This is a genomic window from Pseudonocardia oceani (assembly GCF_019263585.2).
In the GTDB taxonomy this organism is placed as follows: domain Bacteria; phylum Actinomycetota; class Actinomycetes; order Mycobacteriales; family Pseudonocardiaceae; genus Pseudonocardia; species Pseudonocardia oceani.
Genome location: NZ_JADQDF010000001.1, coordinates 6,367,357 through 6,391,597, shown reverse-complemented (window position 1 = coordinate 6,391,597; position 24,241 = coordinate 6,367,357). Strand labels below are relative to the sequence as shown.

Below are 24,241 nucleotides of genomic sequence, written 5' to 3'. Positions count from 1 at the left end.
CGTGCACCTTACGACCGCGCTAGTCTCCGCCGATGACGCGGTGGACGCTCCCTCCTGACAAGATCCCCACGGCCTGGTTCAACGTGGTCCCGCACCTGGCCACGCCGCCGCAGCCACCGCTGCACCCCGGCACGCGGGAGCCCGTCGGCCCCGACGACCTGGCCCCGCTGTTCCCGATGGCGCTCATCGGGCAGGAGGTCAGCGCCGAGCCCTGGATCGACATCCCCGGCGAGGTGCTGGAGATCCTGCGGCTGTGGCGGCCCACCCCGCTGGTGCGCGCCACGCGGCTGGAGAAGGAGCTCGGTACGCCGGCGCGGATCTACTTCAAGGACGAGTCGATCTCGCCCTCGGGCAGCCACAAGACCAACACCGCGGTGCCGCAGGCGTTCTACAACGCCCAGGAGGGCATCACCCGGCTGACCACCGAGACCGGCGCGGGCCAGTGGGGCACCGCGCTGTCGTTCGCGACCGCGCAGTTCGACATGGACCTCAAGGTCTACATGGTCCGCGCCTCGTTCGACCAGAAGCCCTACCGGCGCATCGCCATCGAGACGTGGGGCGGCGAGGTCGTGCCGTCGCCGGTCGACGACCCGAGCCACCCCGGCTCGCTGGGCAGCGCCATCTCCGACGCCGTCCGCGACTGCGTGGGCCGCGAGGACACGCACTACTCGCTGGGCTCGGTGCTCAACCACGTGCTGCTGCACCAGACCGTCATCGGCATCGAGGCGAAGGAGCAGCTGGAGCTGGCGGGGGAGCGGCTGCCCGATGTCGTCATCGCGCCGTGCGGCGGCGGGTCCAACCTCGGCGGCATCGCATTCCCGTTCGTCCCCGACGCCGGCGTGCGGCTCCTCGCCGTCGAGCCGATGTCGTGCCCGACGCTCACCCAGGGCGAGTTCGGCTACGACTTCGGCGACGTCGAAGGGCTCACCCCGCTGCTGCCGATGTACAGCCTGGGGCGCGGGTTCATCCCGCCGTCGATCCACGCGGGCGGCCTGCGCTACCACGGCGACTCCCCGCTGATCTCCCAGCTCGTGCGCGACGGCCGGATGGAGGCGATCGCGTACCCGCAGGGCAAGGTGTTCGAGGCCGCGGTCCGGTTCGCCCGCACCGAGGGCAGGATCCCGGCGCCGGAGTGCGCGCACGGCATCCGCGCCGCCATCGACGAGGCGCTGGCCGCCAAGGAGACCGGGGAGGAGAAGGTCATCCTGTTCAACTACTGCGGGCACGGCTTCCTCGACCTCGCCGCGTACGACGAGTACAACCACGGCCGGCTGCCCGAGGAGCAGGGCTAGCAGCGCCCGTCAACACCCACAGGGCGCGGTCAGGGGGTCGGGCGCGTGCTCCACGCGCCCGCCCGCCGTCTCCACCGCGAACCCCTCCCGGATCCAGTACTCGATGCCGCCCTGCATCTCGCGCACGGCGAACCCGCGCTGCGCGAACGCCAGCGCGGCGCGGGTGGCGCCGTTGCAGCCGGGGCCCCAGCAGTAGGTGACGACGGGCGTGGACGGGGCGAGCGCGCCCGGCACGTCCGCGGTGGGCAGGTGCACCGCACCCGGGACGTGCCCCTGGTCCCAGGCGGCGCGGCCGCGGGTGTCGACGAGCACGAACCCGCCGCCGGGCAGACCGGCGTGGACGTCGGAGACGTCGGTGAGGTGCGTCAGGCGGGCGGCGAAGAAGGCGACGGCGTCGGTCATGGCCGTGACGCTAGGTCCCGCCCGCGGTGCCGGACAGGCGTGATCCACGGTAGTTTGCCATCATGACCGGGGAATCGTTGGACGACATCGACTGGCGCCTGCTGGAAGCCCTGCAGTCCGACGGGCGGGCGAGCTACGCCGACCTCGGCCGCACGGTCGGGCTCTCGCCCAGCGCGGTCACCGAGCGGGTGCGGCGGCTGGAGGAGACGGGCGTGATCACCGGGTACGGCGCGGAGGTCGACCCGGAGAAGCTCGGCCTGGCGATCACCGCGATGGTGCGGCTGCGCTACCCGCACGGCAACTACAAGCCCTTCCGCGACCTGCTGGCCACGACGCCCGAGATCGGCGAGGCCCACCACGTCACCGGCGAGGACTGCTTCGTGCTGACCGTCCGCGCCCGCACGATGCGCCACCTCGAGGAGGTCACCGGCCGGATCTCCGGGCTCGGCGCCGTCACGACCAGCGTCGTCTACTCCAGCCCGCTGCCGCGCCGCCCGGTGGTGGCGAGCGCGGTCGGGGCGTCGGGCGCCGCCGCGAGTACGTCCCGTCGGCGCGGCTGAGCCGCGCACCGGCTCACCGACCGGGAGCGGGAGGTCGTCGCGCCGGTGGCGACCGGGCTGGCCGACGACGAGATCGCGGCCCGGCTCGTCGTCAGCCCGGCGACGGCGAAGACCCACCTCAGCCGGGCGATGGTGAAGCTCGGGGTGCGCGACCGGGCGCAGCTGGTGGTGATCGGCTAGGAGTCGGGGCTGGTGCGGCCGGGCCGGCTGGGCCGATCCGGGCCGGGCCGATCCGGGCCGGCCCGACCGTCCAGTTCCCGCAGCAGCGCCGAGGGGCCGACCGTCCGCGCGCCCTCCGCAGTGACCCGCGCGACGAGCCCGCGGTCGGCCGTCACCACCAGCACGCCCGTCCCCAGGGAGCGGACGACGTCGACGATCGCGCCGTCGCCGTCGGCGGTCGCCCGCACCACCCGCAGCCGGGGGTGCGGGGCGGGTTCGGCCGTGCGGGCGGCGCCCTCCAGCACCAGGTGGACCAGCCCGCCGTCGCCCAGGCCGAGCGGGCCGGGCCCGGCGTCCAGCGCCGCCGCGAGCCGGGCGGCCAAGCGCTGCGCCGCCCCGGCCCGGTCACGCCACCAGCCGTCGGGCCGCGACCCGACGACGTTGGCCCCGTCGACGACCAGATGCCGGAGCGCGGTCACCCGATCGCGGGCACCAGGTCGCGGGGGAGCTTCGACGCCGCGGTGCGGTCGAGCAGCCACCGCGTGCGCCGCCTGCCCCGCGCCCCGGCGACCGGCAGCGCGACCTCCCCGGCCCCGCTCAGCGCCATCGACACCGCCGCGGCCTTCGCCTCGCCCGTGGTCACGATCCACACCTCGGCCGCGCTGCGGATGGCCGGCAGCGTGAGCGAGACGCGGGTGGGCGGGGGCTTGGGGCAGCCGTGCACGGCGACGACCGTGCGCTCGGTCTCGTAGACCGCGGGCGAGTGCGGGAACACCGACGCCGTGTGGCCCTCCCCGCCCATGCCGAGCAGGAACACGTCGAACGACGGCACGGGGCCGTGGTCCTCGGGCCGCGCGGCCTTCGCGAGGAGCTGCGCGTAGGCGTCGGCCGCCGCCTCGGCCCCGGACGGGCCCGTGCCGGTGTCGGCGCCCATGGGGAAGATCTTCGCCGGGTCGACGCGCACGTGGTCGAGCAGCGCCTCGCGGGCCTGGGTCTCGTTGCGGTCGGGGTGCCCGGGCGGCAGGAACCGCTCGTCGCCCCACCAGAACTCGACCTGCCCCCAGTCGACGGCGTCGCGGGCCGGGGTCCGGCGGATGTGCTCGAGCATCGCGATGCCCACCCCGCCGCCGGTGAGCACCAGCTTCGGGGCGGTGCCGGCGGCCTGCAGGTCGACCAGCCGCGTGAGCAGCCGGGCGGCCGCGGCCGCGGCGAGGACGTCGGGGTCGGCGTGGACGGTGATGTCGGCGGCCATCAGGCACCCACCACGGCGGGGACCTTGACCGGCGTGCGGCCGCGGGTCACCTGGGAGACGCCGGCGAGCGCCGCCCCGTAGATCTCGTCCGGATCGAGCCGGCGCAGCTCCTCGGCGAGGCAGTCGCGCACCTCCCGGCGGGCCAGCGCGACGAGCCGGTCGGGCTGCCCGGGCTGGCGCAGGCTGCCGACCTTGCTGTCGGGGCGCACCAGCTCGACGGGCCCGGACGGGCGGTCGAGCCGCACCGAGACCAGGCCCTGCCCGGTCTCGGCGGGGGAGCGCTTGACCTTCACACCCAGCCGCGCGGCGAGCCACCCGGCCATGAGGTCGGTGGACGGCGAGACCGCCTCCCCGGCCACGACGGCCCCGGTGACGTCCTCGTGCGGCGGCGCGTCGAGCGCGGTGGCCAGCAGCGCCCGCCAGGACGTCAGGCGGGTCCAGGTGAGGTCGGTGTCGCCGGCGACGTGCCGGGCCCGGCGCTGCTCGAACGCCTTGAGCGGGTTCTTCGACGCCAGCGCGTCGGTGATCCGGCGCTGCGCGAGCACCCCGACCGCGTCCTGTGACGGCACGGCCGGGGCCTCGCCCGGCCACCACGCGACGACGGGCGCGTCGGGCAGCAGCAGCGGCATGACCATCCCGGCGCCGGCGTCGTCGGCCGCGAGCGGGCCGTAGCCGCGGAGCACGATGACCTCGCTGGCCCCGGCGTCGCCGCCCACGCGGATCTGCGCGTCGAGCCGCGGCGCGGCCTTGCGCTGCCCGCGGGCCAGCACGATGACCCGGCAGGGGTGCTCGCGGCTGGCCGCGTTGGCGGCCTCGATCGCGGCCTCGATGGTGGTGCCGTCGTCGGTGACGATGACGAGGGTCAGCACGCGCCCCAGGGCCAGCACGCCCCCGCTCTCCCGCAGCTCGACGATCTTCTTGTTGACGGCCGAGGTGTTGCTCGACGGCAGGTCGACGATCACGGGCGGAGCTCCTTCACGGCCAGGGGAATCAGAGCCGGCGGCGTCACGGCCGGCGCCAGGTGCGGCCGGTGCGGGCGAGCATGGCGTCGGCGGACTCGGGGCCCCAGGAGCCCGCGGGGTACGGGTCGGGCCCGCTCTCCTCCTCGTGCCAGTGCTCGATGACCGGGTCGAGGATCTCCCAGGAGCGCTCGACCTCCTCGTTCACCGGGAACAGGCTGGGCTCGCCGAGCAGGACGTCGAGGATCAGGCGCTCGTAGGCCTCGGGGGACGCCTCGGTGAACGCGGTGCCGTAGCCGAAGTCCATGGTGACGTCGCGGACCTCCATCTGGCTGCCCGGGACCTTCGACCCGAACCGCATGGTGACGCCCTCGTCGGGCTGCACCCGCACCACGAACGCGTTCTGGCCGAGCTCCTCGGTCATCGTCGCGTCGAAGGGCAGGTGCGGCGCCCGCTTGAAGATCACCGCGATCTCGGTGACCCGGCGGCCCAGGCGCTTGCCGGTGCGCAGGTAGAACGGCACACCCGCCCAGCGGCGGGTGTCGACCTCGACGGTGATGGCCGCGTAGGTCTCGGTGCCGGAGTCGGGGTCGAACCCCTCCTCCCCGGTCAACCCCGGGACGAGCTCTCCGCCCTGCCACCCGCCGGTGTACTGCCCGCGGGCGGTGGTCTCGCTCAGCGGGCCGGCGAGCCGGGTGGCCTTGAGGACCTTGGTCTTCTCCGCGCGCAGCTCGTCGGAGGAGAACGACGTGGGCTCCTCCATCGCGATGAACGCGAGCAGCTGCAGCAGGTGGTTCTGGATGACGTCGCGCGCGGCGCCGATCCCGTCGTAGTAGCCCGCGCGGCCGCCGAGGCCGATGTCCTCGGCCATGGTGATCTGCACGTGGTCGACGTAGTGGGAGTTCCAGATCGGCTCGAACAGCTGGTTGGCGAAGCGCAGCGCGAGGATGTTCTGGACGGTCTCCTTGCCGAGGTAGTGGTCGATGCGGAACACCGAGTCCTCGGGGAAGACGTCGTTGACGATCCCGTTGAGCTCCTTGGCCGAGGCCAGGTCGTGCCCGAACGGCTTCTCGATGACGACCCGGCGCCACTGCTCCAGGCCCTCCTGGTCGGCCAGGCCCGAGCGCGAGAGCTGCTTGCACACCACGGGGAACGCCGACGGGGGGATCGAGAGGTAGAAGGCGTGGTTGCCGCCCGTGCCGCGCTCCCGGTCGAGCTCGCGGACGGTGTCCTCCAGGCGGTCGAACGCGTCGTCGTCGTCGAAGCTGCCCTGGACGAACCGGAAGCCCTCGGCGAGGCGGTCCCAGACCGTCTGCCGGAAGGGGGTGCGCGCGTGGGCCTTCACGGCCTCGTAGACGACCTGGCCGAAGTCCTGGGTCTCCCACTCGCGGCGGGCGAACCCGGTGAGCGCGAAGCCCGGGGGCAGCAGCCCGCGGTTGGCGAGGTCGTAGATGGCGGGCATCAGCTTCTTGCGCGACAGGTCCCCGGTGACCCCGAAGATCACCAGCCCGCAGGGTCCCGCGATGCGGGGGAGCCGCTTGTCGCGGGCGTCGCGGAGCGGGTTGCTCCAGCCCGCCCCCGGATTGGCCGTCATGGGTGTCTCCACTCTCGTGCCAGCACGGTCGTGATCGTCCTACAGGTCCTGGACCGCCCGCACGACGGCCACCAGGCCGGCGAGGCGGTCGTGCATGTGCAGCCGCAGCACCGGGCCGGTCTGGGCCGCGGCGTCGGCGGCGACGGCCGCCTCCTGCGCGGCGCCGAGGTCGGCGCGGCCGTCGCCCGCGCCGGTGAGCAGGCACACCGCGGCGCCCGGTCGCTGCGCGGCGCCCCAGTCGAAGGTGACGGTGGCGCCGGTCCGCCGGGCCAGCTCGCCGCGCAGCACGGCCACCGAGGCGTCGGACTCGCGGTCGAGGTGCGCGTGCAGCGCGAGGTGCGTGCCGCCCGCGGCGGCCAGCGCGCGCAGGGCGTCGACGGCGGTGGTGGTGCCCTCGGGCAGCCACGGCCCGGCCGAGACGGTGACGTCGCCGTCGACGAAGACCGCGGACGGTGGCCCCTCCGGCGCCGCACCGTCGACGGGGGAGCGCAGGTGCGCCGCGACCGCCGCCGCGTGCTCCCACAGCAGCACCCGCGCGGCGACCGGCCCGTCGAGCTCGACCGCGCCGCCGGGGCGGACGGTGAGCGCGTCGGCGAGGCCCGGCCCCGCGGGCCCGTCGTCGACGACGACCGGGACCGGCCCGGCGCCGGGCAGCCCCACGTCGACCAGCACGGCGTCGATCAGCGCGGCGGGCCACCGGACGTCGAGCACCACCGACGGGTGCTCCGCGAGCAGCGCGCCGAGCACGAGCGCGGGGTTGCCGGGGTCGTCGACGACGTAGCGCTCGCGGGCCGCCACCGCGTCGGCGACGACCCCCTCGACGTCGGCCCCGGCCAGCCCGGCCGGCACCAGCGCGTACGCGGAGAAGGCGCCGTCGGCCCCGCCCGCGACCACGCGGGCGCTGTCGGCGACGGCGTCACCGGGCCCGGCGACGACGACGGTCTGCGCGTCGGCGTCGAACCCCTCCGCCGCGAACCCCGCCCGCACCGCGGCCACGACGGCGTCGGGCCCGGAGCGGTCGGCACCGGGCGGGACGGCGACGACGAGCACGGTGGCCTCGAGATCGCCGTCGAGCGCGTCGGCCACGCGGACCGGGTCGGGGGAGTCGAGCACGAGCAGGCGCGCGCCGTCGCCGGCGAGCACCTCGGCGACGGCGCCGGTGGCGGGCGTCGTCACGAGCAGGACCTTGGCCAGGCCCGCGGCGTGCAGCGTGTCACGCAGCGCCGTGACCTCCCCGACGAGCGGGCGCGCCGCCCGCACGCACGCCGCGCGTGGGCCGTCGCCGACCGCGGACGCGACAGCGCCGTCCACCAGCCGGCCGAGGACGTCGGCGGCCGGGTGGACGGCGGTGGTCACCACGGGACCGGTCAGGCCTTCGCGCCGTCGAGCTGGCCCTGCACGGTGTCGCCGAGCTCCGCCCAGGACTTCTCGAACTTCTCGACGCCCTCGTCCTCCAGCGCGAGGAACACGTCGGTGAGGTCGACGCCCACGCGCTCCAGGGAGTCGAAGACCTCCTGCGCCTCGGCCGCGGTGCCGGTGACGCGGTCGCCCTCCACCTCGCCGTGGTCGGCGAAGGCCTGCATCGTCTTCTCCGGCATCGTGTTGACGGTGTCGGCGACGACGAGCTCGGTGACGTAGAGCGTGTCGGAGTAGTCGGGGTTCTTGACCCCCGTCGACGCCCACAGCGGCCGCTGCGCCTTCGCGCCCTGCGCGGTCAGCTTCTCCCAGCGCTCACCGGAGAACACCTCCTGGAACGCGGCGTAGGCCAGCCGCGAGTTCGCGACGCCCGCCTTGCCGCGCAGCGCCAGCGCCTCGTCGGTGCCGATCGCCTCCAGCCGCTTGTCGATCTCGGAGTCGACGCGGGAGACGAAGAAGCTCGCCACCGACGCGATGCCGGCGAGGGTCTGCCCGTTGGCGGCGGCCTGCTCCAGGCCGTCGAGGTAGGCGCCCATGACGGCGCGGTAGCGCTCGACGGAGAAGATCAGCGTGACGTTGACCGAGATGCCCTCGGCCAGCGCGCGGGTGATCGCCGGCAGGCCGGCCTCGGTGGCCGGGATCTTGACCAGCAGGTTGGGCCGGTCGACGGCCTTCCACAGGTCGATCGCCTGCGCGACGGTGCCCTCGGTGTCGCGGGCCAGGCCCGGGTCGACCTCGAGCGACACGCGCCCGTCGACGCCGCCGGTGGCCTCCCAGGTGCCGCTGAACACGTCGCAGGCCTGCTGCACGTCGGCGACGGTGATCTCGCGGACCGCGTCCTCGACCGACGCGTCGCGCCCGGCGAGGTCGCGGACCTGCTGGTCGTAGGCCTCGCCGTTGGCCAGCGCGCCCGCGAAGATCGTGGGGTTGGTGGTGACGCCGACGACGTGCGACTCCGTGATGAGCTCACGCAGGTTGCCGCTCTGCAGGCGCTCGCGGGACAGGTCGTCGAGCCAGATGGAGACGCCGGCGTCGGCCAGCGCCTTGAGACGGTCGTTGCTCATGTGCGGTCTCCTCAGACTGCGTCGCCGGCGATGGACGCCAGGCTGCGGTCGGCGGCCTCCACGACCGCCTCGGTGGTGAAGCCGAACTCCCGGAACAGGATGTCGGCCTCGGCGCTCGCGCCGTAGTGCTCGATGGAGACGATCTCGCCCGCGTCGCCGGCGAACCGGTACCAGGACTGCGCGACGCCCGCCTCGACGACGACCCGCGCCTTCACGGCCTTCGGGACGACCGACTCGCGGTAGGCCTGGTCCTGCTCGTCGAACCACTCCACGCACGGCATCGACACCACACGGGTGGGAACGCCGCGGTCCTCCAGGACCTTCCGCGCGTCGACGGCCAGCGCGACCTCCGAGCCGGTGGCGATGATCACCAGCTGCGGGGTGCCCGAGGACGTCCCCTCGTTGGATGCCGGGGCCAGCACGTAACCGCCGCGGGCGACGCCCTCGACGGTCGTGCCCTCCAGGGTCGGCAGGTTCTGGCGCGACAGGGCGAGCCCGCACGGGCCCTCGGGCCGCTCCAGGATCGCCTTCCACGCGGACGCGGTCTCGTTGGCGTCGGCCGGGCGCACCACGGACAGGCCCGGGATGGCGCGCAGCGCGGAGAGCTGCTCGATCGGCTGGTGGGTCGGCCCGTCGCCGCCCAGGCCGATCGAGTCGTGCGTCCAGACGTAGATGCCGGCGCACTTCATCACCGCGCCGAGGCGGACGGCGGGACGCATGTAGTCGGAGAAGATGAGGAACGTGCCGCCGTAGGGGCGGGTCGGCCCGTGCAGCGCGATGCCGTTGATGATCGCGCCCATCGCGTGCTCGCGGACGCCGAAGTGCAGCGTGCGGCCGTAGGGCTGCGCGTTCCACATCGTCGTGGCGATCGAGGTCGGCCCGAACGAGTCGGCGCCCTCCATCGTCGTGTTGTTGCTCTCGGCGAGGTCGGCCGACCCGCCCCACAGCTCGGGCAGCACGTCGGCCAGGGCCTTGAGCACCTCGCCCGACGCCTTGCGGGTGGCGAGGCCCTGGGGATCGACGTCCCAGCTCGGCAGCGCCTTCTCCCAGCCCTCGGGCAGGGTGCGGCCGAGCATGCGGTCCAGCAGCGCCTTGCGGTCGGGCTCGCGCTCGGCCCACGCGTCGAACGTGGACGTCCACTCCTCGTGGGCGGCGCGGCCGGTCTCGCGCAGCGCGCGGGTGTGCTCGAGGACGTCGGCGTCGACCTGGAAGGTCTTCTGCGGGTCCATCCCGACGATCTCCTTGACCGCCGCGATCTCCTCGTCGCCCAGCGCCGAGCCGTGCGCCTTGCCGGTGTTCATCTTCGTCGGCGCGGGGAAGCCGATGATCGTGCGCAGCAGGATGAACGACGGGCGCGCGGTCTCGGCCTTCGCCGCCGCCAGCGCGTCGAGGATGCCGGTGACGTTCTCGCCGCCCTCGACGACCTGCACGTGCCAGCCGTAGGCCTCGTAGCGCTTCGCGGTGTCCTCGGACAGCGCGATGTCGGTGTCGTCCTCGATGGAGATCTTGTTGTCGTCGTAGACGACGGTGAGGTTGCCCAGCTGCTGGTGCCCGGCCAGCGACGACGCCTCGGCCGTGACGCCCTCCTCGATGTCACCGTCGGAGGCGATGACGAAGATCTGGTGGTCGAACGGGCTCTCGCCGGGCCCGGCGTCGGGATCGAACAGGCCGCGCTCGCGGCGGGCGGCCATCGCCATGCCGACGGCGGACGCGAGGCCCTGGCCCAGCGGGCCGGTCGTGATCTCGACGCCCGGGGTGTGCCGGTGCTCGGGGTGGCCGGGGGTGGCCGAGCCCCACTGACGCAGGTTCTCGATGTCGTCGAGCTCCAGCCCCCAGCCGCCGAGGAACAGCTGCAGGTAGAGCGTCAGGCTCGAGTGGCCGCAGGACAGCACGAAGCGGTCGCGGCCGATCCAGTCGGCGTCGGTGGGGTCGTGGCGCATCACCTTCTGGAACAGGCTGTACGCCAGCGGGGCGAGGCTCATCGCGGTGCCGGGGTGGCCGGAACCGGCCTTCTGCACGGCGTCGGCGGCCAGGACGCGCACCGTGTCGACGGCGCGCCTGTCGAGGTCGGTCCAGTCGGCGGGCAACGACGCCTGCGTCAGACGGGCGATGTCCTCTTGGGTCACGGGCACGGAGGCTCCCTGCTCTCGGTCCACTGCGGAGTTCTGGTCACTGCGGAGTTCTCGGTCACGTGGTCGGAACGCCACGGCGCGTCCCCGGCAGCCTATCCACGTGGGGCGGGCACGTGGGGCTCCGCTCGCGGTGCTGGGCCCGGTTACCCGACAGGGCGCCCCGCCATGCGCCGGGCTAGGATCGACGCGCTGTAGAAGAACCGCCCCACCACATCGCGGATCGAGGTAGTGCCGGTGAGTGTGCCCGTGGCCCACGTGGCACCGACGCCCGTCGGATTCCGGGCACGGGTGCGCACGACGGTCGGCGCCTACCTGGGCCTGACGAAGACGCGCATCATCGAGCAGTTGCTGGTCGTCACCGTGCCGGCGATGTTCCTGGCGCAGCGCGCCTCGGGGAATGATGACTGGCCGAGTGTCTGGCTGATCGTCGCCACGCTCCTGGGCGGCGCGCTGGCCGCGGCGAGCGCGCATGCGCTCAACTGCGTCGTCGACGCCGACATCGACAAGGTCATGAAGCGCACGGCGCGCCGCCCGCTGGCCAAGGGGCAGGTGCCGCCGCGCAACGCGCTGGTCTTCGGCCTCGTGCTCGGCGTGCTCAGCTCGCTGTGGCTCGGCCTCACCACCAACTGGCTCGCCGCCGCGCTGTCGGTGGCCGCCATCGCGTTCTACGTGCTGGTCTACACGCTGCTGCTCAAGCGCCGGACCTCGCAGAACATCGTCTGGGGCGGTGCGGCGGGCTGCATGCCCGTCGTCATCGGCTGGGCCGCGGTCACCGGCACGGTGGAGTGGCCGGCGCTGGTGATGTTCGCGATCATCTTCTTCTGGACGCCGCCGCACTTCTGGGCGCTGGCGATGCGCTACCGCGAGGACTACGCGGCCGCGGGCGTGCCGATGCTGCCCGTCGTCGCCACGCCGGTGCAGGTGTCGCGCCGGATCGTCGCCTACTCCTGGGTGATGGGCGCGGTCACGCTCCTGCTGCTGCCGGTCACCTCGTGGGTCTACGCGGCCGTCGCGGTGCTGGGCGGGGCCTGGTTCCTCTTCTCGGCCCACCGGCTGCACGTGGCGGTGGCGTCGGGGGAGGACCCCACCCCGATGAAGCTGTTCCACCTCTCCAACGCCTACCTGTGCCTGCTGTTCGCCGCGATCGCGGTCGACGCGGCCATCGGCCTCCCGGTGCTGGGCCTGCCCTTCTAGGGTTCGCCCCGGCCACCTCGCACAGCGGGTGGTGACCTCGCACACGGTCGACGGTGTGCGGGGTGGTCAGCGGGTGTGCGAGGTGCGCGGCGACGGCGACGAGTTCCGCCGAACGCCCACGGCGGCCCACCCCCGCCCGGCACCCTCCTCGCGTGACCTCCGCGTTCCACCGCCGCCCCGACCTCCTCGCGGCCGGGGTGCGCGAGCACGAGCTGCGCCGCCGCCTGCGCACGGGCGAGCTGGTCCGCCTCCGGCGCGGGCACTACCTCAGCGAGGCGCCCACCGGGCCCGAGCAGTGGCACCGTGCCCGGGCGCTGGCCGCGGCGCACGAGATGGCCGCGGACGCCGTGCTCAGCCACGTGACGGCCGCGGTGCTGCACGGCCTGCCGGCGTGGGACCTGCCGCTCGACCGCGTCCACAGCACCCGCCCGCGCCGCTCGGGCGCCCGCGTGGGCCGCTTCGCGCACGTGCACGCGGCGCAGCTGGACGCCGACGAGGTGGTCGAGGTCGACGGCGTGCGGGTCACCTCGCTCGCACGCACCCTGGCCGACATCGGCAGGTCGGCGCCCTTCGAGCACGCCGTCGTCGTCGCGGACGCCGCGCTGCACCGCCACCTCGTCACGCGCGGGGAGCTCGACGCCGCCGTCGCCCGTGGAGCACGCCGGCCCGGCAACCCGGCGGCCGACCGGGCGCTGCGCTTCGCCGCCCCCGGGAGCATGAGCGTCGGGGAGTCCCGCAGCCGGGTCGCGCTGCACGTCGCCGGGCTGCCCGCCCCGGTGCTGCAGTGGCCGGTGGTGACGGCCGGCGGCGCGGCGGTGGGCGAGGTCGACTTCGCGTGGCCGCGGCAGCGCTGCGTCGGCGAGTTCGACGGGCGCGTGAAGTACGGGCGCCTGCTGTTCCCCGGGCAGGACGCCGGCGACGTGCTGTTCGCGGAGAAGCGGCGCGAGGACGCGATCCGCGACGAGGGCCTGCACATGACGCGCTGGACGTGGCGGGACCTCGCCGACTTCGCGCCGGTCGCGGCGCGGATCGCCCGCCGGCTGGGGCCCACCTCGCACACCGGCTGAGCACCTCGCACACCGTCGACCGTGTGCGAGGTCCCCACTCGGTGTGCGAGGTGCCGTCGGCCCGGTGCGTCAGGCCGCCGGGATCAGCCCGTTGGGGTTGAGCACGTACTTCTTCGCCGCCCCCTGGTCGAACTCCTGGTAGCCGCGCGGGGCGTCCTCCAGCGGCAGGACCGTGGCGCCGACCGCGTCGGCGATGTGGGCCTTGTCGTGCAGGATGCTCATCATCAGGCCGCGGTTGTACTTCAGCACCGGGCACTGGCCGGTGTAGAGCGAGTGGCTCTTCGCCCACCCGAGCCCGAGGCGCACCTTGAGCGTGCCCTCCTTGGCATCGTCGTCGGGTGCGCCCGGGTCGCCGGTGACATAGAGGCCCGGGATGCCCAGGCTGCCGCCCGCGCGGGTCAGCGACATGATCGAGTTTAGCACCGCGGCCGGGGCCTCGCTCGCGCCGCTGCCGTGACCGGTGGCCTCGAACCCGACGGCGTCGACCGCGCAGTCGACCTCGTTCGTGCCGAGGATCTGCGCGATCTGGTCCTCCAGGGTGGCGTCCGCGGAGATGTCGATGGTCTCGCAGCCGAACGAGCGGGCCTGCGCGAGGCGGTCCTGGTTGAGGTCGCCGACGATGACCACGGCCGCGCCCAGCAGGTTCGCCGAGTACGCCGCGGCGAGGCCGACCGGGCCGGCACCGGCGACGTAGACGGTCGAGCCCGTCGTCACGCCGGCGGTGTAGGCGCCGTGGTAGCCGGTGGGGAAGATGTCCGACAGCATCGTCAGGTCGAGGATCTTCTCCAGCGCCTGGTCGCGGTCGGGGAACCTCAGCAGGTTGAAGTCGGCGAAGGGCACCATGACGTACTCGGCCTGGCCGCCCTCCCAGCCGCCCATGTCGACGTAGCCGTACGCCGAGCCGGCGCGGCCGGGATTGACGTTCTCGCAGATGCCGGTCTGGCCCTCGCGGCAGTTGCGGCAGCGGCCGCACGCGATGTTGAACGGCACCGAGCAGATGTCGCCGATGTCGACGAACTGGACGTCGCTGCCCTTCTCCACGACCTCGCCGGTGATCTCGTGGCCCAGCGTCTGCCCCGGGGGAGCCGTGGTGCGGCCGCGGACCATGTGCTGGTCGGAGCCGCAGATGTTCGTCGAGACCGTGCGCAGGATGACCCCGTGCTCGGCCTTGCGGGTGAGCCCCTTGGCCTGCGCGACCTCGGCGGGCACCTCGAGCTTCGGCGCGTCGTGGTCCTCCACCGCGACGACGCCCGGCTCCTTGTAGACGACGATCCTGTTGCCACCCATGCGTGCCTCCTCATGTGTCGGTGGAGGTGGCTACCCACGGTCGCCGCGGGGGGAAACGCCGTCAGCCGACGCGGCGCTCCTGGGTCTGCGGGTTGAGCACGTCGAAGTCGACGGCCCGGGCCCCGGCGATCAGCGGGTCGTCGACGGCGAGGACGTCGAGCCCCTCGCGGATGTCGGAGGAGAAGACGTGGCCGTCGTACCAGTAGGCCGACCACGACCCGCCCAGCACCAGTTCGGTGTCCGACACCGGCCCGCGCTCGAAGAAGCCGATCTCGACGGGGCGCGCGGAGTCGGTGAAGTCCCAGACCGAGACCCCGCCCTGGTACCAGGCCTGGACCATGACGTCGCGGCCCGGCACGGGGATGAGCGAGCCGTTGTGGGCGACGCAGTTCTCCGTCTCGCCCTGCATCCGGGGGATCTTGTAGTAGCTGCGGAACTCCAGCCGCCCGCCGACGATGTCGTAGACGCCGTCGGCGCCGCGCAGCGGCCCGACCGCGGCCGTGCAGGTGGCCGCGCTGCCGCCGCCGAGCTCGTCGGTGAACACGACCTTGGTGCCCGCGTCGTTGAACGTGGCGCTGTGCCAGAACGCGAAGTGGGTGTCGTCGCGCACCCGCTCGATGACGCGGGGGGCCTCGCGGTCGCTGATGTCCATCAGCACGCCGTCGCCCATGCAGGCGCCCGCCGCGAGGTGGCGCGAGGGGTAGGCGGTGATGTCGTGGCAGCCGGTGGTGGTGTCGCTGCCCGGGCCGGGGTTGCCGCCGTCGGGGAACAGCACCGGCTCGGCGACGACGGCCGCGGCGGCCGGGTCGGCCAGCGGCACCTCGACGATCGAGATCCTGTCGTGCGGGGGCAGGCAGCCCGGCAGGTCGGGGGAGGGGGCGTAGGAGGACACGTAGAGGTAGAGCGACTCGCCCGCGGTGTCGGGCACCAGCGTGTGGGTGTGCGAGCCGCAGGCCGTGGCCACCGACGTGAGGTACGCCGGGTTCGCCGGGTCGCTGACGTCGAAGACCTTGATGCCCTCCCAGTAGGGGAGCCCGCCGCGGTTCTGCGGCACCGCGGAGCACGTGTCGTCGCTCCAGCGGGAGTCGGTGGACAGGAACAGCAGCCCGTCCGAGACGGAGACGTCGTTCTGGGAGCCGGGGCAGAGCACCTGGCTGACGATCCGCGGCTCCGCGGGCTCGCGGACGTCGTAGACGACGAACCCGTCGTAGTTGCCGACGTAGGCGTGGCCGTCCGCGAAGGCCATGTCCGTGCCGTGCGACTGCTCGCCGTCGAAGGGCGCCTGCTTCGGCAGGTTCGCGATCGGCCGGACGTTCGCGCTGGTCACGATCTCGCCGACGCCCGGCACGACCGGCGCGGGGAGCTCCGGCACGTCCGCCGAGGCGGGCACCGGCGCCAGCAGCGCCAGCAGCATCGCCGTCACGGCCACCCCACACGCCCGCACCCGTCGTCCCACCGTCGTGCTCCCCCTCGACCCGCACAGCCCCGCCCGCCCCGGCCCACTGTGCCGGGCGGATCCGACATCCCGGGGCTCCCGCGCCCGGGATCCACCCGACCGGTGCGGCCGCCCGCTAGCGTCGGCCCATGCGCCGCCCGGTCGTCCTCGCCGCACTGGTGGCTGCCCTCGCCGGCTGCGGGGCGGCCGAGCCCGGCCTGCGGACCGTCGTGCCGGGTGCGCCGGGGGAGCCCGCGCGGGTGATGGGCGGGGCGGAGGCCGCGCAGCGGCGGGCCCCGGTGCCGGTGTCGCCGGCCGACGTGGAGTTCGTCGCCGCGATGATCCCGCACCACGAGCAGGCGCTCGCCGTGGCGGCGCTGGCCCCCGGCCGTGCCGCCGACTCCGGCGTGCGGGCGATGGCCGAGCGCATCGCGGGCGTGCAGGGGCCCGAGGTGGCGGTGCTGCGGGCGTGGCTGGCGCGCCACGGGTCCGGGCACCCGGGGCACCCGGCGCACGCGGCCGTGCCCGGCATGGTCGCGGCGGAGCGGCTCGCCGAGCTCGCCGCGGCGTCCGGGCCGGCGTTCGACCGGCTCTTCGTCGCGACGATGATCGCGCACCACGAGGGTGCCCTGGCGATGGCCGCGCAGGTCCGGGCGTCGGGAACCGACCTGTTCGTCGCCGGGTTCGCCGACGACGTCGTGGCCACCCAGACCGCCGACATCGACCGCCTGCGCGGTCTGCCCCTGGTGGGTCTAACGCAGTAGCTCCGGCGTCGCCCAGTCCTTTCCGAGCACGTGGTGGTCCAGGAAGGCGATGACCGTCTCGTACCAGACCGCGGCGTTCTGCGGCGTGAGGATCCAGTGGTTCTCGTCGGGGAACACCAGGAACCGGTGGGGCAGGTGGTCCGGGTCGCCGTCGAAGCGGCTCACCAGGTCCCACCACAGCCGCAGCGCCTCCCCGACGGGCACGCGGTGGTCGCGGTCGCCGTGGATCACCAGCACGGGCGTGGAGATCGCGTCGGCGAACCGGTGCGGGCTGTGGGCCTCCGCCATCTCCGGGGTCATCTCACGACGCCAGTACCAGGGCGCGTCCGTCGTCGGGCCGAACTGGTCGAGCGCCCACAGGCTCGCGTGGGTGACGATCGCGGCGAAGCGGTCGGTGTGGCCGGCGATCCAGTTCGCCATGTAGCCGCCGAAGCTCCCGCCCATCGCGGCGGTGCGGTCGGCGTCGACGTCGTCGCGGGCGACCGCGGCGTCGGTGAGCGCCATGAGGTCGTTGTACGGGGCGCCGCCCCACTCGCCCCAGCCGCGGGCGACGAAGTCGAGCCCGTAGCCGGTGGACAGCGCCGGGTCGGGCAGCAGGACGGCGTACCCGCGCGCGGCCATCAGCCAGGGGTTCCAGCGCCACTGCCAGGCGTTCCAGCTGCCCAGGGGGCCACCGTGCACCCACAGCACGAGCGGCGCGGGCCCCTCGGCGTCGGGCAGGACCAGCCAGGCGCGCAGCGGCGTGCCGTCGGCGGCGGCGGCGTGCACCTCGGTGAGCGTGCCGGGCACCTCCGGTGCGGGTTCCGGCGCCGGGAGCAGGACCGGCTGCTGGTCGGGCGTGCGCGCGTCGAGGCGGACCGGCGCGGGCGGGGCGTCGACCGCGCTGCGCAGCGCGTAGACGTGCGCCCCGTCCGGCGACACCCGCACGTCGGTGTAGGCGCCGTGGTCGCCGGTGAGGCGGGTGACCGTGCCGTCCTCGATCCGGAAGACCGGCGCGCGGCCCCCGTCGTCGGCGGTGACGACGAGCGCGGCGCCGTCCGGGGTCCACCGCGCGCCGCCGGCCCACCGGTCCCAGCCCGGGGCGACGTCGACGGGCTCGTCACCGGCCAGTGGCACGACCACCAGGCGCATGTCGGTGGGGGTGTCGGGGGTGGAGAAGCGCTCGCGGACGCAGGCGACGCGCGTGCCGTCCGGGCTGAGGACGGGCGCGGAGAACTCGTGGCCGGGGTCGTCGGCGAGCACGCGCCGCTCGCCGGTGGCGACGTCGATGACGACCAGCGTCGAGCGGGTGCCGCCGCCGCGCAGCGGCACCGCCCACGTGCTGACGACATGCCTACCGTCCGGGGTGACGTCGTGGTCGCCCTCGACGAGCGCCGCCCCGGGCTCCGGGGTGAGGTCGATCCACCCGCCACCGGGCTCGGGCGCGGTGAGCAGGCGCGGGGCGTCCGGGCCGAGGTCGTGGTCCCAGAAGCGGACGGGGTGCGCGGCGTGCAGCACGCCGCTGACCTTCTTCTCCCGCCGCGCCCTGCGGCGGGCCTCGTCGTCCTCGCCGGAGGTGGAGCCGGGCAGCGTCATCGACGTCACGACGACGGTGCCGGCCTCGCGCGCGACGACGACCCCGCCCACGCCACCGGGCCGGGTGCCGACGACCTCGGCCTCGCCCGACGCGGGCAGCCGCCACAGCGCGGCGGGGGAGTCCGGCGGCTGCTCGGCGGCGCCGGGGTCCGGGCGGGCGGAGGTGAACAGCACGTCGCCGCCGGGGGTGAAGACGGCCCCGCCCTCGCCCTTCGCGCTGCGGGTCAGTCGCCGCGCGGGCCGCTCCCCGGCCGGGTCGACCTCCCAGAGCGCCGTGACGAACCGCGTGCGGTCGGGGCCGGGCGTCGCGGCCGAGACCACGAGGCGGGTGCCGTCGGGGGAGAGCGCGAGCCCGGACAGGCGCGGGAGGTCGAGGTAGTCCTGGAGGTCGTCGAACCGGCTGCTCATCAGTCCAGCCTGGCGCAGCGCCGGCGGACCGTCGACCTGGACCCCTACATAGGTTAGCCTCCGCTCAACTTCGCGAAAGGGATCAACGGTGCACACAACCAGCAAGCGCGTGATTCGGGCGGTCGCGGTCGTCGTGGTGGGGGCGGCGCTCGCCGCCTGCGGAGGTGCTCCGGCCGCGGCGCCCCCCGCGGCCGCCGAGCCCGCTGCGGAGGGCGACGGCGTCCTCACGATCTACTCCGGGCGCAACGAGGAGCTCGTCGGCCCGCTGATCGCCCAGCTGCAGACGGCGGTGGGCGTGCCGGTCGAGGTCCGCTACGGCAGCACCGGCGAGATGGCAGCGCAGCTGCTGGAGGAGGGAGCAGCGTCGCCTGCCGACCTGTTCTTCGCCCAGGACGCCGGGGCGCTCGGCGCCGTCTCCGGCGCCGGGCTGCTGGCCCCGATCCCCGCCGACGTGCTCGAGCCCGCGCTGGAGGACTACCGGGCCACCGACGGGACGTGGGTGGCCACCTCGGCACGGGCGCGGGTCGTCGCCTACAACACGGACCTGGTGCCGGCGGCCGACCTGCCCGCCTCGCTCGACGCCCTGCTCGACCCGCGGTGGGCCGGTCAGGTCGGCATCGCGCCGTCGAACGCGTCCTGGCTGTCGTTCGTGACCGGTCTGCGGCTGATCCGCGGCGAGGACGGGGCCCGGCAGTGGCTCACGGCCTTCGCCGCCACGAACCCGCAGAAGTTCGAGGGCAACGGCGCCGTCGTCGACGCCGTGGCGGCCGGCACCGTGCAGCTCGGCCTAGTCAACCACTACTACCTCTACCAGGACCTCGCCGAGGTCGACGCCGCCACGTACCCGGTGCGCAACCACTTCGTCGCCGACGACCCGCTGGGACTGGTCAACGTCGCCGGGGTGGGCGTGACGGCCGCCGCGGGCGACCCGGCCCCCGCGCTGGAGGCCGTGCGCTTCCTGCTGTCGGCGCCGGCGCAGCAGTACCTCGTCGACGAGACCGCCGAGTACCCCGTGATCGCCGGGATCACCCCGGCCCGCCAGGACGTCGACCTCGCGCCGCTGGAGTCGCTGTCCGCACCGGACGTCGAGCTGGCGGACCTGTCGTCGCTGGCCGAGACGGAGACGATGCTGCAGGAGGTCGGGCTGCTGTGACGGCGGTCGCGGAGCGCCCGGCGACCGCCACGGCCGGGCCCCCGCGCCGGTCGCGGCGGGGCCGGGCGCCCGCGCCGCTGCTCGTGTGGGGCGCCGTCGCCGGGGTCGTCGCGGTCGTGCCGGTGCTCTACCTCGTGCTGCGGGCACTGGAGCGCGGCCCGGGCCTGTTCCTGGACGTGCTCGGGCGTCCGCGGACCCTGGACCTGCTCGTCTCCAGCGTCCTGCTCGCCGCCGCGGTCACCGCGGTGTGCGTCGTCGTCGGGTCGCTCGCGGCCTGGCTCGTCGTCCGCACCGACCTGCCCGGGCGGCGGGTGCTCGCGGTGCTGTTCGCGCTGCCGCTGGCGGTGCCCTCCTACGTCGCCGGCTTCACCTGGATCTCGGAGTGGCCGGGGTCGGCCGGGTTCGCGGGCGCGTTCGGGGTGCTCGCGGCCGTCAGCTACCCCTACGTCTACCTGCCGGTGGCGGCGGCGCTGCGGGCCGCCGACGGCGGGCTGGAGGAGGTCGCTCGCTCGCTCGGGCACGGGCCGGCGCGGGTGCTGCTCGGGGTCACGCTGCGGCAGGCGTGGCCCGCCGCCACCGCGGGCGGGCTGCTCGTGGCGCTGTACGTGCTCAGCGACTTCGGTGCGGTGTCCCTGATGCGCTACGACACGTTCACGCTCGGGATCTACACGAGTTACCGCGGCACGTTCGACCGCACACCCGCCGCCGTGCTCGGCTGCGTGCTGGTGGCCCTGGCCGCGGTGGTCACCCTCGGCGAGGCCCGGGCGCGGGGCCGGGCCGCCCACCGGGTCGCCCGCGGCGCGGCCCGGCCCGCCGCCCCGGTGCGGCTGGGCCGGGCGCGGCTGCCCTGGCTCGGGTTCTCGGCCCTGGTCGTCGCCGTCTCGCTCGGCATCCCGGCGTGGAGCCTCACGCACTGGATGGTCGTCGGGTCGTCGCTGGGGCTGGACCTGCCCGATCTCGGGGCGGCCGCAGTGGTCACCCTGGAGGTCGCGGCGCTCGCGGCGCTGCTCACGACGGTGCTGGCGCTGCCGGTCGGGGTGCTCGCCGCCCGCTACCGCGGCCGGGCCACGGCCGCGCTGGAGGCCTCGACCTACGTCGCGCACGCGCTGCCCGGCATCACCGTGGGCCTCGCGCTGGTGTTCCTCGGGATCCGGCTGCTGCCCGGGATCTACCAGGAGACGCCGCTGCTCGTGCTCGCCTACGCGGTGCTGTTCCTGCCGCTGGCGGTCGGGTCGATCCGGGCGGCCGTCGCGGCCACCCCGGCGCGGCTGGAGGAGGTGTCGCGCTCGCTGGGCCACGGCCGGGTCGCGACGCTGGCCCGGGTGACGGTCCCGCTCGCCGCGCCCGGCGTGGCCGCGGGCGCGGCGCTGGTGTTCCTCACCGTGGCCAAGGAGCTGCCCGCGACGCTGCTGCTGCGGCCGACCGGCGACGACACGCTCGCCATCCGGCTGTGGACCCACACCGGTGCCGGCCAGTACGCCGCCGCCGCGCCCTATGCGATCCTGCTCGTCGTGCTCGCCGCCGTCCCCGTCCTGTTGCTCGACCGGGCCGTGCGGCGGTGACGCCGGCGCTGGTCGTCAGCGGGGCGCGGGCCTCCTACCCCGGCACCCCCGTGCTGCACGGGATCGACCTGACGGTGGCCGCGGGGGAACTGGTGGCCGTCCTGGGCGGGTCGGGCTGCGGCAAGACCACGCTGCTGCGCGCGATCGCCGGGTTCCACCCGCTCGACGACGGCACCGTCGAGCTCGCCGGGCGGCTGGTCGCCGGGCCCGGGGTCGACGTCGCGCCCGAGCGCCGCGGGGTGGGCCTGGTGCCCCAGGACGGGGCGCTGTTCGGACACCTCACCGTGGCCGGCAACGTCGGCTTCGGGCTGGATCGGGCGGGGCGCCGCTCCGGCCGTGTCGAGGAGGTGCTGGAGCTCGTCGGGTTGCCCGGGTACGGCCCGCGCCGCCCGGCCGAGCTGTCCGGGGGCCAGCAGCAGCGCGTCGCGCTGGCCCGCGCGCTCGCCCCGGCACCCGCACTGGTGCTGCTGGACGAGCCGTTCACCGCGCTCGACGCCGGGCTGCGCGCCGAGGTCCGCGAGCAGGTGTGCACGGCACTGCGCGCGGCGGGCGCCGCGGCCGTGCTCGTCACCCACGACCAGCAGGAGGCGCTCGGCGCGGCCGACCGCGTCGCTGTCCTCGCCGCGGGTCGGGTCGTGCAGGCCGGCGCACCGCACGAGCTGTACCGGGCCCCGGTCGACCTCGACGTCGGGACGTTCGTCGGCGAGGCCGTCGTGCTGGACGCGCAGGTGTGCGGCGGCCGGGCCGAGACCGCGCTGGGCCGCCTCGACGTCGACGGGCCGGACGGGCCGGGCCGGGTCCTGCTGCGCCCCGAGCAGCTCCGGCTGCGCGACGGCGCGGCCGCCACCGTGCGAGAGGTGATCTTCCACGGCCACGACTCGACGGTGCTCGTGGAGTACGGCGGCTCCGTCCTGCGCTGCCGCACCGCCGACGCCGAACTGCCCGCGGTGGGGCAGCGCGTCGCCGTCGAGGTGACCGGGCCGGTGCTGTTCTACCCGTCCTCAGGGGACGAGTAGCACCTTCCCGGTCGTGCGGCGGGCCTGCAGGTCCTCGTGGGCGGCGCGGGCGTCGGCGAGCGGGTGGCGGTGCCCGATGCGGACGTCGAGGGTGCCGTCGGCGACGGCGGCGTACACCGCCGCGGCCCGCGCCCGCAGCGCCTCGGGCGTGGCCACGTGGTGGAACAGGGTCGGCCGGGTGAGGAACAGCGAGCCGCCGCGGTTGAGCCGCTGCGGGTCGACCGGCGGCACCGGGCCGCTGGCCGCACCGAACAGCACGAGCATCCCGCGCAGGCGCAGGGAGTCGAGGCTGGCGTCGAAGGTGGCCGCACCGACGCCGTCGTAGGCCACGGCGACGCCGGTGCCACCGGTGAGGGCGCGCACGTCGCGCGCGAGGTCGTCGGTGCCGGTGTACCGGATCACCTCCGCCGCTCCCGCGCCCCGGGCCAGCTCCTCCTTCTCCGCCGTGGAGACGGTCGCGATCACCCGGGCCCCCTTCGCCGACGCGAGCTGGGTGAGCAGCAGCCCGACGCCGCCTGCCGCGGCGTGCACCAGCACGTCGTCACCGGGCTGCACGGGGTAGGTGTCGTGCACGAGGAAGTGCGCCGTCATGCCCTGGAGCAGGGCGCCGACCGCCACCTCGTCGGCGACGCCGTCGGGCACCGGGACCGCCTTGGCCGCCTCGACGACGACCAGCTCGGCGTAGCTGCCCAGCTGCTCGCACCACGCCACGCGGTCGCCGACGGCGACGCCGTCGACGCCCTCGCCCAGCGCCCGCACCCGCCCCGCGCCCTCCATCCCGGGCACGTAGGGCAGCGTCATCGGGTAGATGCCCGCGCGCTGGTAGGTGTCGATGAAGTTGACGCCCGCGGCCGCGACCTCGACGAGGATCTCGCCGGGCCCGGCGACCGGGTCGTCGAGCTCGGTCGGGATCAGGACGTCGGGCCCACCGGCCCCGGTGATCTGGATGGCGCGCACGGGCCGATCATGGCCCGGCGAGCGCCGGCTCCGCATCCCGGGTGGCGACGGCCGCGGTGCTGCGCTCGACCGTGGCGAACCACAGGGCCGCCGCGGCCGCCGTGACCAGCCCGGCGCCGAGGACGTGCAGCACGACCAGCACCTCCGGCACGCCGATCGCGTACTGGATCCCGCCGAGCGCACCCTGGGAGAGCACGACCACGAGCAGCACGCGGAAGCGGCGCACGACCGCCGCGGGCGCCCCGACGGCGTGCAGCGCGAACCCGAGGCCGACCAGGAGCCCGAGGTAGCCGAACAGGAGCTCCGCGTGCAGCTGCGCGGTGGCCTCGACGCCCAGGCCCAGCCGCGGCGTCGCGGAGTCGCCCGCGTGCGGGCCGGCCGCCGTGACCAGCGTGCCCGCCACGAGCAGCGCCGCGAGCACGCCCGAGCTGACCGCGACGAGCCCGCGGATCGCCCCCGGCACCAGCGGCAGCGCGGGCCCGTCGCCCTCGCCCGCGGCCCGCACCAGTCCGGCGGAGAGCCACACGAGCACCGCCGACACCATGAAGTGCAGCGACACCCCGCCCCAGGCCAGGTCGGTGAGCACGGTGATCCCGCCGATCACGGCCTGCGCGACGATCCCGGCCGGCATCACGGCGGCCAGCAGCGTCAGCCGGCGGCGCCGCGGGCGCGTGCCGAGCGCGGCGAGCAGCACCAGCGCGGCGATGACCACCAGCACGAACGTCAGCATCCGGTTGCCGAACTCGACCCACTGGTGCAGCGGGGCCACGTCGGCGTGCGAGACCGGCACCATGCTGCCGGGGAAGCACTCCGGCCAGCCCGGGCAGCCGAGCCCCGAGCCGGTGACCCGCACGGTCACCCCGGTCACCATGATCCCGACCTGCGCCACCAGGTTCGCCACGGCGAGGCGGCGCACGGTGGTGGGGGAGGTGACGGGGAGGCGGTCGAGAACGCTCACCCCACGATCGTAGGCGCGGGCCGGCACGGCCACCC

General features: G+C 75.0%; 21 protein-coding genes and 1 pseudogene. 9 read left to right on the top strand and 13 right to left on the bottom strand.

Translation table 11 applies throughout. The features are described 5' to 3' along the window. Positions 1-32 precede the first annotated feature (32 nt). The gene (locus I4I82_RS32005) at positions 33-1,292 is read left to right on the top strand and encodes a TrpB-like pyridoxal phosphate-dependent enzyme (protein WP_218591654.1); all 1,260 of its coding nucleotides are present in this window, start codon (positions 33-35) and stop codon (positions 1,290-1,292) included. Between the two features lie 9 nt (positions 1,293-1,301). On the opposite strand, the gene I4I82_RS32000 is transcribed toward I4I82_RS32005, so the two are convergent. Next, positions 1,302-1,694, bottom strand: coding sequence for a rhodanese-like domain-containing protein (locus I4I82_RS32000; RefSeq protein ID WP_218591655.1), 393 nt, complete (start codon positions 1,692-1,694; stop codon positions 1,302-1,304). 62 nt (positions 1,695-1,756) lie between these two features. Here I4I82_RS32000 and I4I82_RS31995 point away from each other — a divergent pair, with 62 nt between their 5' ends. Further along, positions 1,757-2,254 carry an Lrp/AsnC family transcriptional regulator gene (locus I4I82_RS31995; protein WP_218591656.1) on the top strand — a complete coding sequence of 166 codons (498 nt, stop codon included), beginning with the start codon at positions 1,757-1,759 and terminating at the stop codon, positions 2,252-2,254. Beyond that, a pseudogene (locus tag I4I82_RS31990) lies at positions 2,255-2,434 on the top strand (helix-turn-helix domain-containing protein); the annotation flags it as partial. Here the strand turns inward: I4I82_RS31990 and I4I82_RS31985 are convergent. Genes I4I82_RS31985 through tkt form a run of 7 tightly spaced genes read right to left on the bottom strand, consistent with a single transcriptional unit; the run spans position 2,431 to position 10,830 of the window. Beyond that, entirely contained in the window at positions 2,431-2,892 is a 462-nt protein-coding gene (locus I4I82_RS31985; RefSeq protein WP_218591657.1) for a hypothetical protein, read from the bottom strand. The pseudogene I4I82_RS31990 and the gene I4I82_RS31985 overlap by 4 nt on opposite strands. Next, the gene (gene pgl / locus I4I82_RS31980) at positions 2,889-3,668 is read right to left on the bottom strand and encodes a 6-phosphogluconolactonase (protein ID WP_218596566.1); all 780 of its coding nucleotides are present in this window, start codon (positions 3,666-3,668) and stop codon (positions 2,889-2,891) included. Before pgl ends, I4I82_RS31985 begins: the two co-directional genes overlap by 4 nt. Beyond that, positions 3,665-4,627 carry a glucose-6-phosphate dehydrogenase assembly protein OpcA gene (gene opcA / locus I4I82_RS31975; protein ID WP_218593122.1) on the bottom strand — a complete coding sequence of 321 codons (963 nt, stop codon included), beginning with the start codon at positions 4,625-4,627 and terminating at the stop codon, positions 3,665-3,667. Before opcA ends, pgl begins: the two co-directional genes overlap by 4 nt. A gap of 43 nt (positions 4,628-4,670) precedes the next feature. Beyond that, a complete protein-coding gene (gene zwf / locus I4I82_RS31970) occupies positions 4,671-6,218 on the bottom strand; it encodes a glucose-6-phosphate dehydrogenase (protein WP_218593123.1) in 1,548 nt (515 codons plus the stop codon). Between the two features lie 39 nt (positions 6,219-6,257). Next, positions 6,258-7,574 carry a hypothetical protein gene (locus I4I82_RS31965; protein ID WP_218593124.1) on the bottom strand — a complete coding sequence of 439 codons (1,317 nt, stop codon included), beginning with the start codon at positions 7,572-7,574 and terminating at the stop codon, positions 6,258-6,260. Between the two features lie 11 nt (positions 7,575-7,585). Beyond that, on the bottom strand, positions 7,586-8,698 hold the full coding sequence (gene tal / locus I4I82_RS31960; RefSeq protein WP_218593125.1) for a transaldolase: 1,113 nt from the start codon (positions 8,696-8,698) through the stop codon (positions 7,586-7,588). A gap of 11 nt (positions 8,699-8,709) precedes the next feature. Next, positions 8,710-10,830 (bottom strand): transketolase, encoded by a 2,121-nt coding sequence (tkt, locus tag I4I82_RS31955; protein ID WP_218593126.1) that lies wholly within the window; start codon positions 10,828-10,830, stop codon positions 8,710-8,712. A gap of 234 nt (positions 10,831-11,064) precedes the next feature. Here tkt and I4I82_RS31950 point away from each other — a divergent pair, with 234 nt between their 5' ends. Further along, on the top strand, positions 11,065-12,024 hold the full coding sequence (locus tag I4I82_RS31950) for a heme o synthase (RefSeq protein ID WP_372451489.1): 960 nt from the start codon (positions 11,065-11,067) through the stop codon (positions 12,022-12,024). Between the two features lie 152 nt (positions 12,025-12,176). Continuing rightward, positions 12,177-13,091, top strand: a complete 915-nt coding sequence (locus I4I82_RS31945) for a hypothetical protein (protein WP_218596344.1) — start codon at positions 12,177-12,179, stop codon at positions 13,089-13,091. Positions 13,092-13,160: 69 nt separating this feature from the next. Here I4I82_RS31945 and fdhA read toward each other — a convergent pair whose 3' ends face one another. Together fdhA and I4I82_RS31935 are read right to left on the bottom strand one after the other, a co-directional pair. Beyond that, positions 13,161-14,378: a formaldehyde dehydrogenase, glutathione-independent gene (fdhA, locus tag I4I82_RS31940; protein ID WP_218594488.1), complete on the bottom strand. Its 1,218-nt coding sequence runs from the start codon at positions 14,376-14,378 to the stop codon at positions 13,161-13,163. Positions 14,379-14,439: 61 nt separating this feature from the next. Beyond that, a complete protein-coding gene (locus tag I4I82_RS31935) occupies positions 14,440-15,792 on the bottom strand; it encodes an LVIVD repeat-containing protein (RefSeq protein ID WP_218596565.1) in 1,353 nt (450 codons plus the stop codon). Positions 15,793-15,962: 170 nt separating this feature from the next. On the opposite strand from I4I82_RS31935, the gene I4I82_RS31930 reads away from it, so the two are divergent. Then, complete coding sequence (locus tag I4I82_RS31930) at positions 15,963-16,577, top strand: DUF305 domain-containing protein (RefSeq protein WP_218591004.1); 615 nt, start codon at positions 15,963-15,965, stop codon at positions 16,575-16,577. Here I4I82_RS31930 and I4I82_RS31925 read toward each other — a convergent pair. Next, positions 16,566-18,560, bottom strand: a complete 1,995-nt coding sequence (locus I4I82_RS31925) for a S9 family peptidase (RefSeq protein WP_218591005.1) — start codon at positions 18,558-18,560, stop codon at positions 16,566-16,568. The genes I4I82_RS31930 and I4I82_RS31925 overlap by 12 nt on opposite strands. Before the next feature lie 88 nt (positions 18,561-18,648). Between I4I82_RS31925 and I4I82_RS31920 the strand changes: the two genes are divergently transcribed. The 3 genes from I4I82_RS31920 to I4I82_RS31910 are packed head-to-tail and all read left to right on the top strand — an operon-like array spanning position 18,649 to position 22,291. Further along, complete coding sequence (locus I4I82_RS31920) at positions 18,649-19,713, top strand: extracellular solute-binding protein (RefSeq protein ID WP_226370375.1); 1,065 nt, start codon at positions 18,649-18,651, stop codon at positions 19,711-19,713. After that, entirely contained in the window at positions 19,710-21,275 is a 1,566-nt protein-coding gene (locus tag I4I82_RS31915) for an ABC transporter permease (RefSeq protein WP_226370374.1), read from the top strand. Before I4I82_RS31920 ends, I4I82_RS31915 begins: the two co-directional genes overlap by 4 nt. After that, positions 21,272-22,291, top strand: a complete 1,020-nt coding sequence (locus I4I82_RS31910) for an ABC transporter ATP-binding protein (protein ID WP_226370373.1) — start codon at positions 21,272-21,274, stop codon at positions 22,289-22,291. Before I4I82_RS31915 ends, I4I82_RS31910 begins: the two co-directional genes overlap by 4 nt. Here I4I82_RS31910 and I4I82_RS31905 read toward each other — a convergent pair. Both I4I82_RS31905 and I4I82_RS31900 read right to left on the bottom strand, forming a co-directional pair. Beyond that, a complete protein-coding gene (locus tag I4I82_RS31905; RefSeq protein ID WP_218591006.1) occupies positions 22,277-23,284 on the bottom strand; it encodes a quinone oxidoreductase family protein in 1,008 nt (335 codons plus the stop codon). The two genes, I4I82_RS31910 and I4I82_RS31905, sit on opposite strands and share 15 nt — an antisense overlap. Further along, entirely contained in the window at positions 23,256-24,206 is a 951-nt protein-coding gene (locus I4I82_RS31900) for a COX15/CtaA family protein (protein WP_226370371.1), read from the bottom strand. The genes I4I82_RS31905 and I4I82_RS31900 overlap by 29 nt, the downstream gene beginning before the upstream one ends. Between the last annotated feature and the right edge of the window lie 35 nt (positions 24,207-24,241).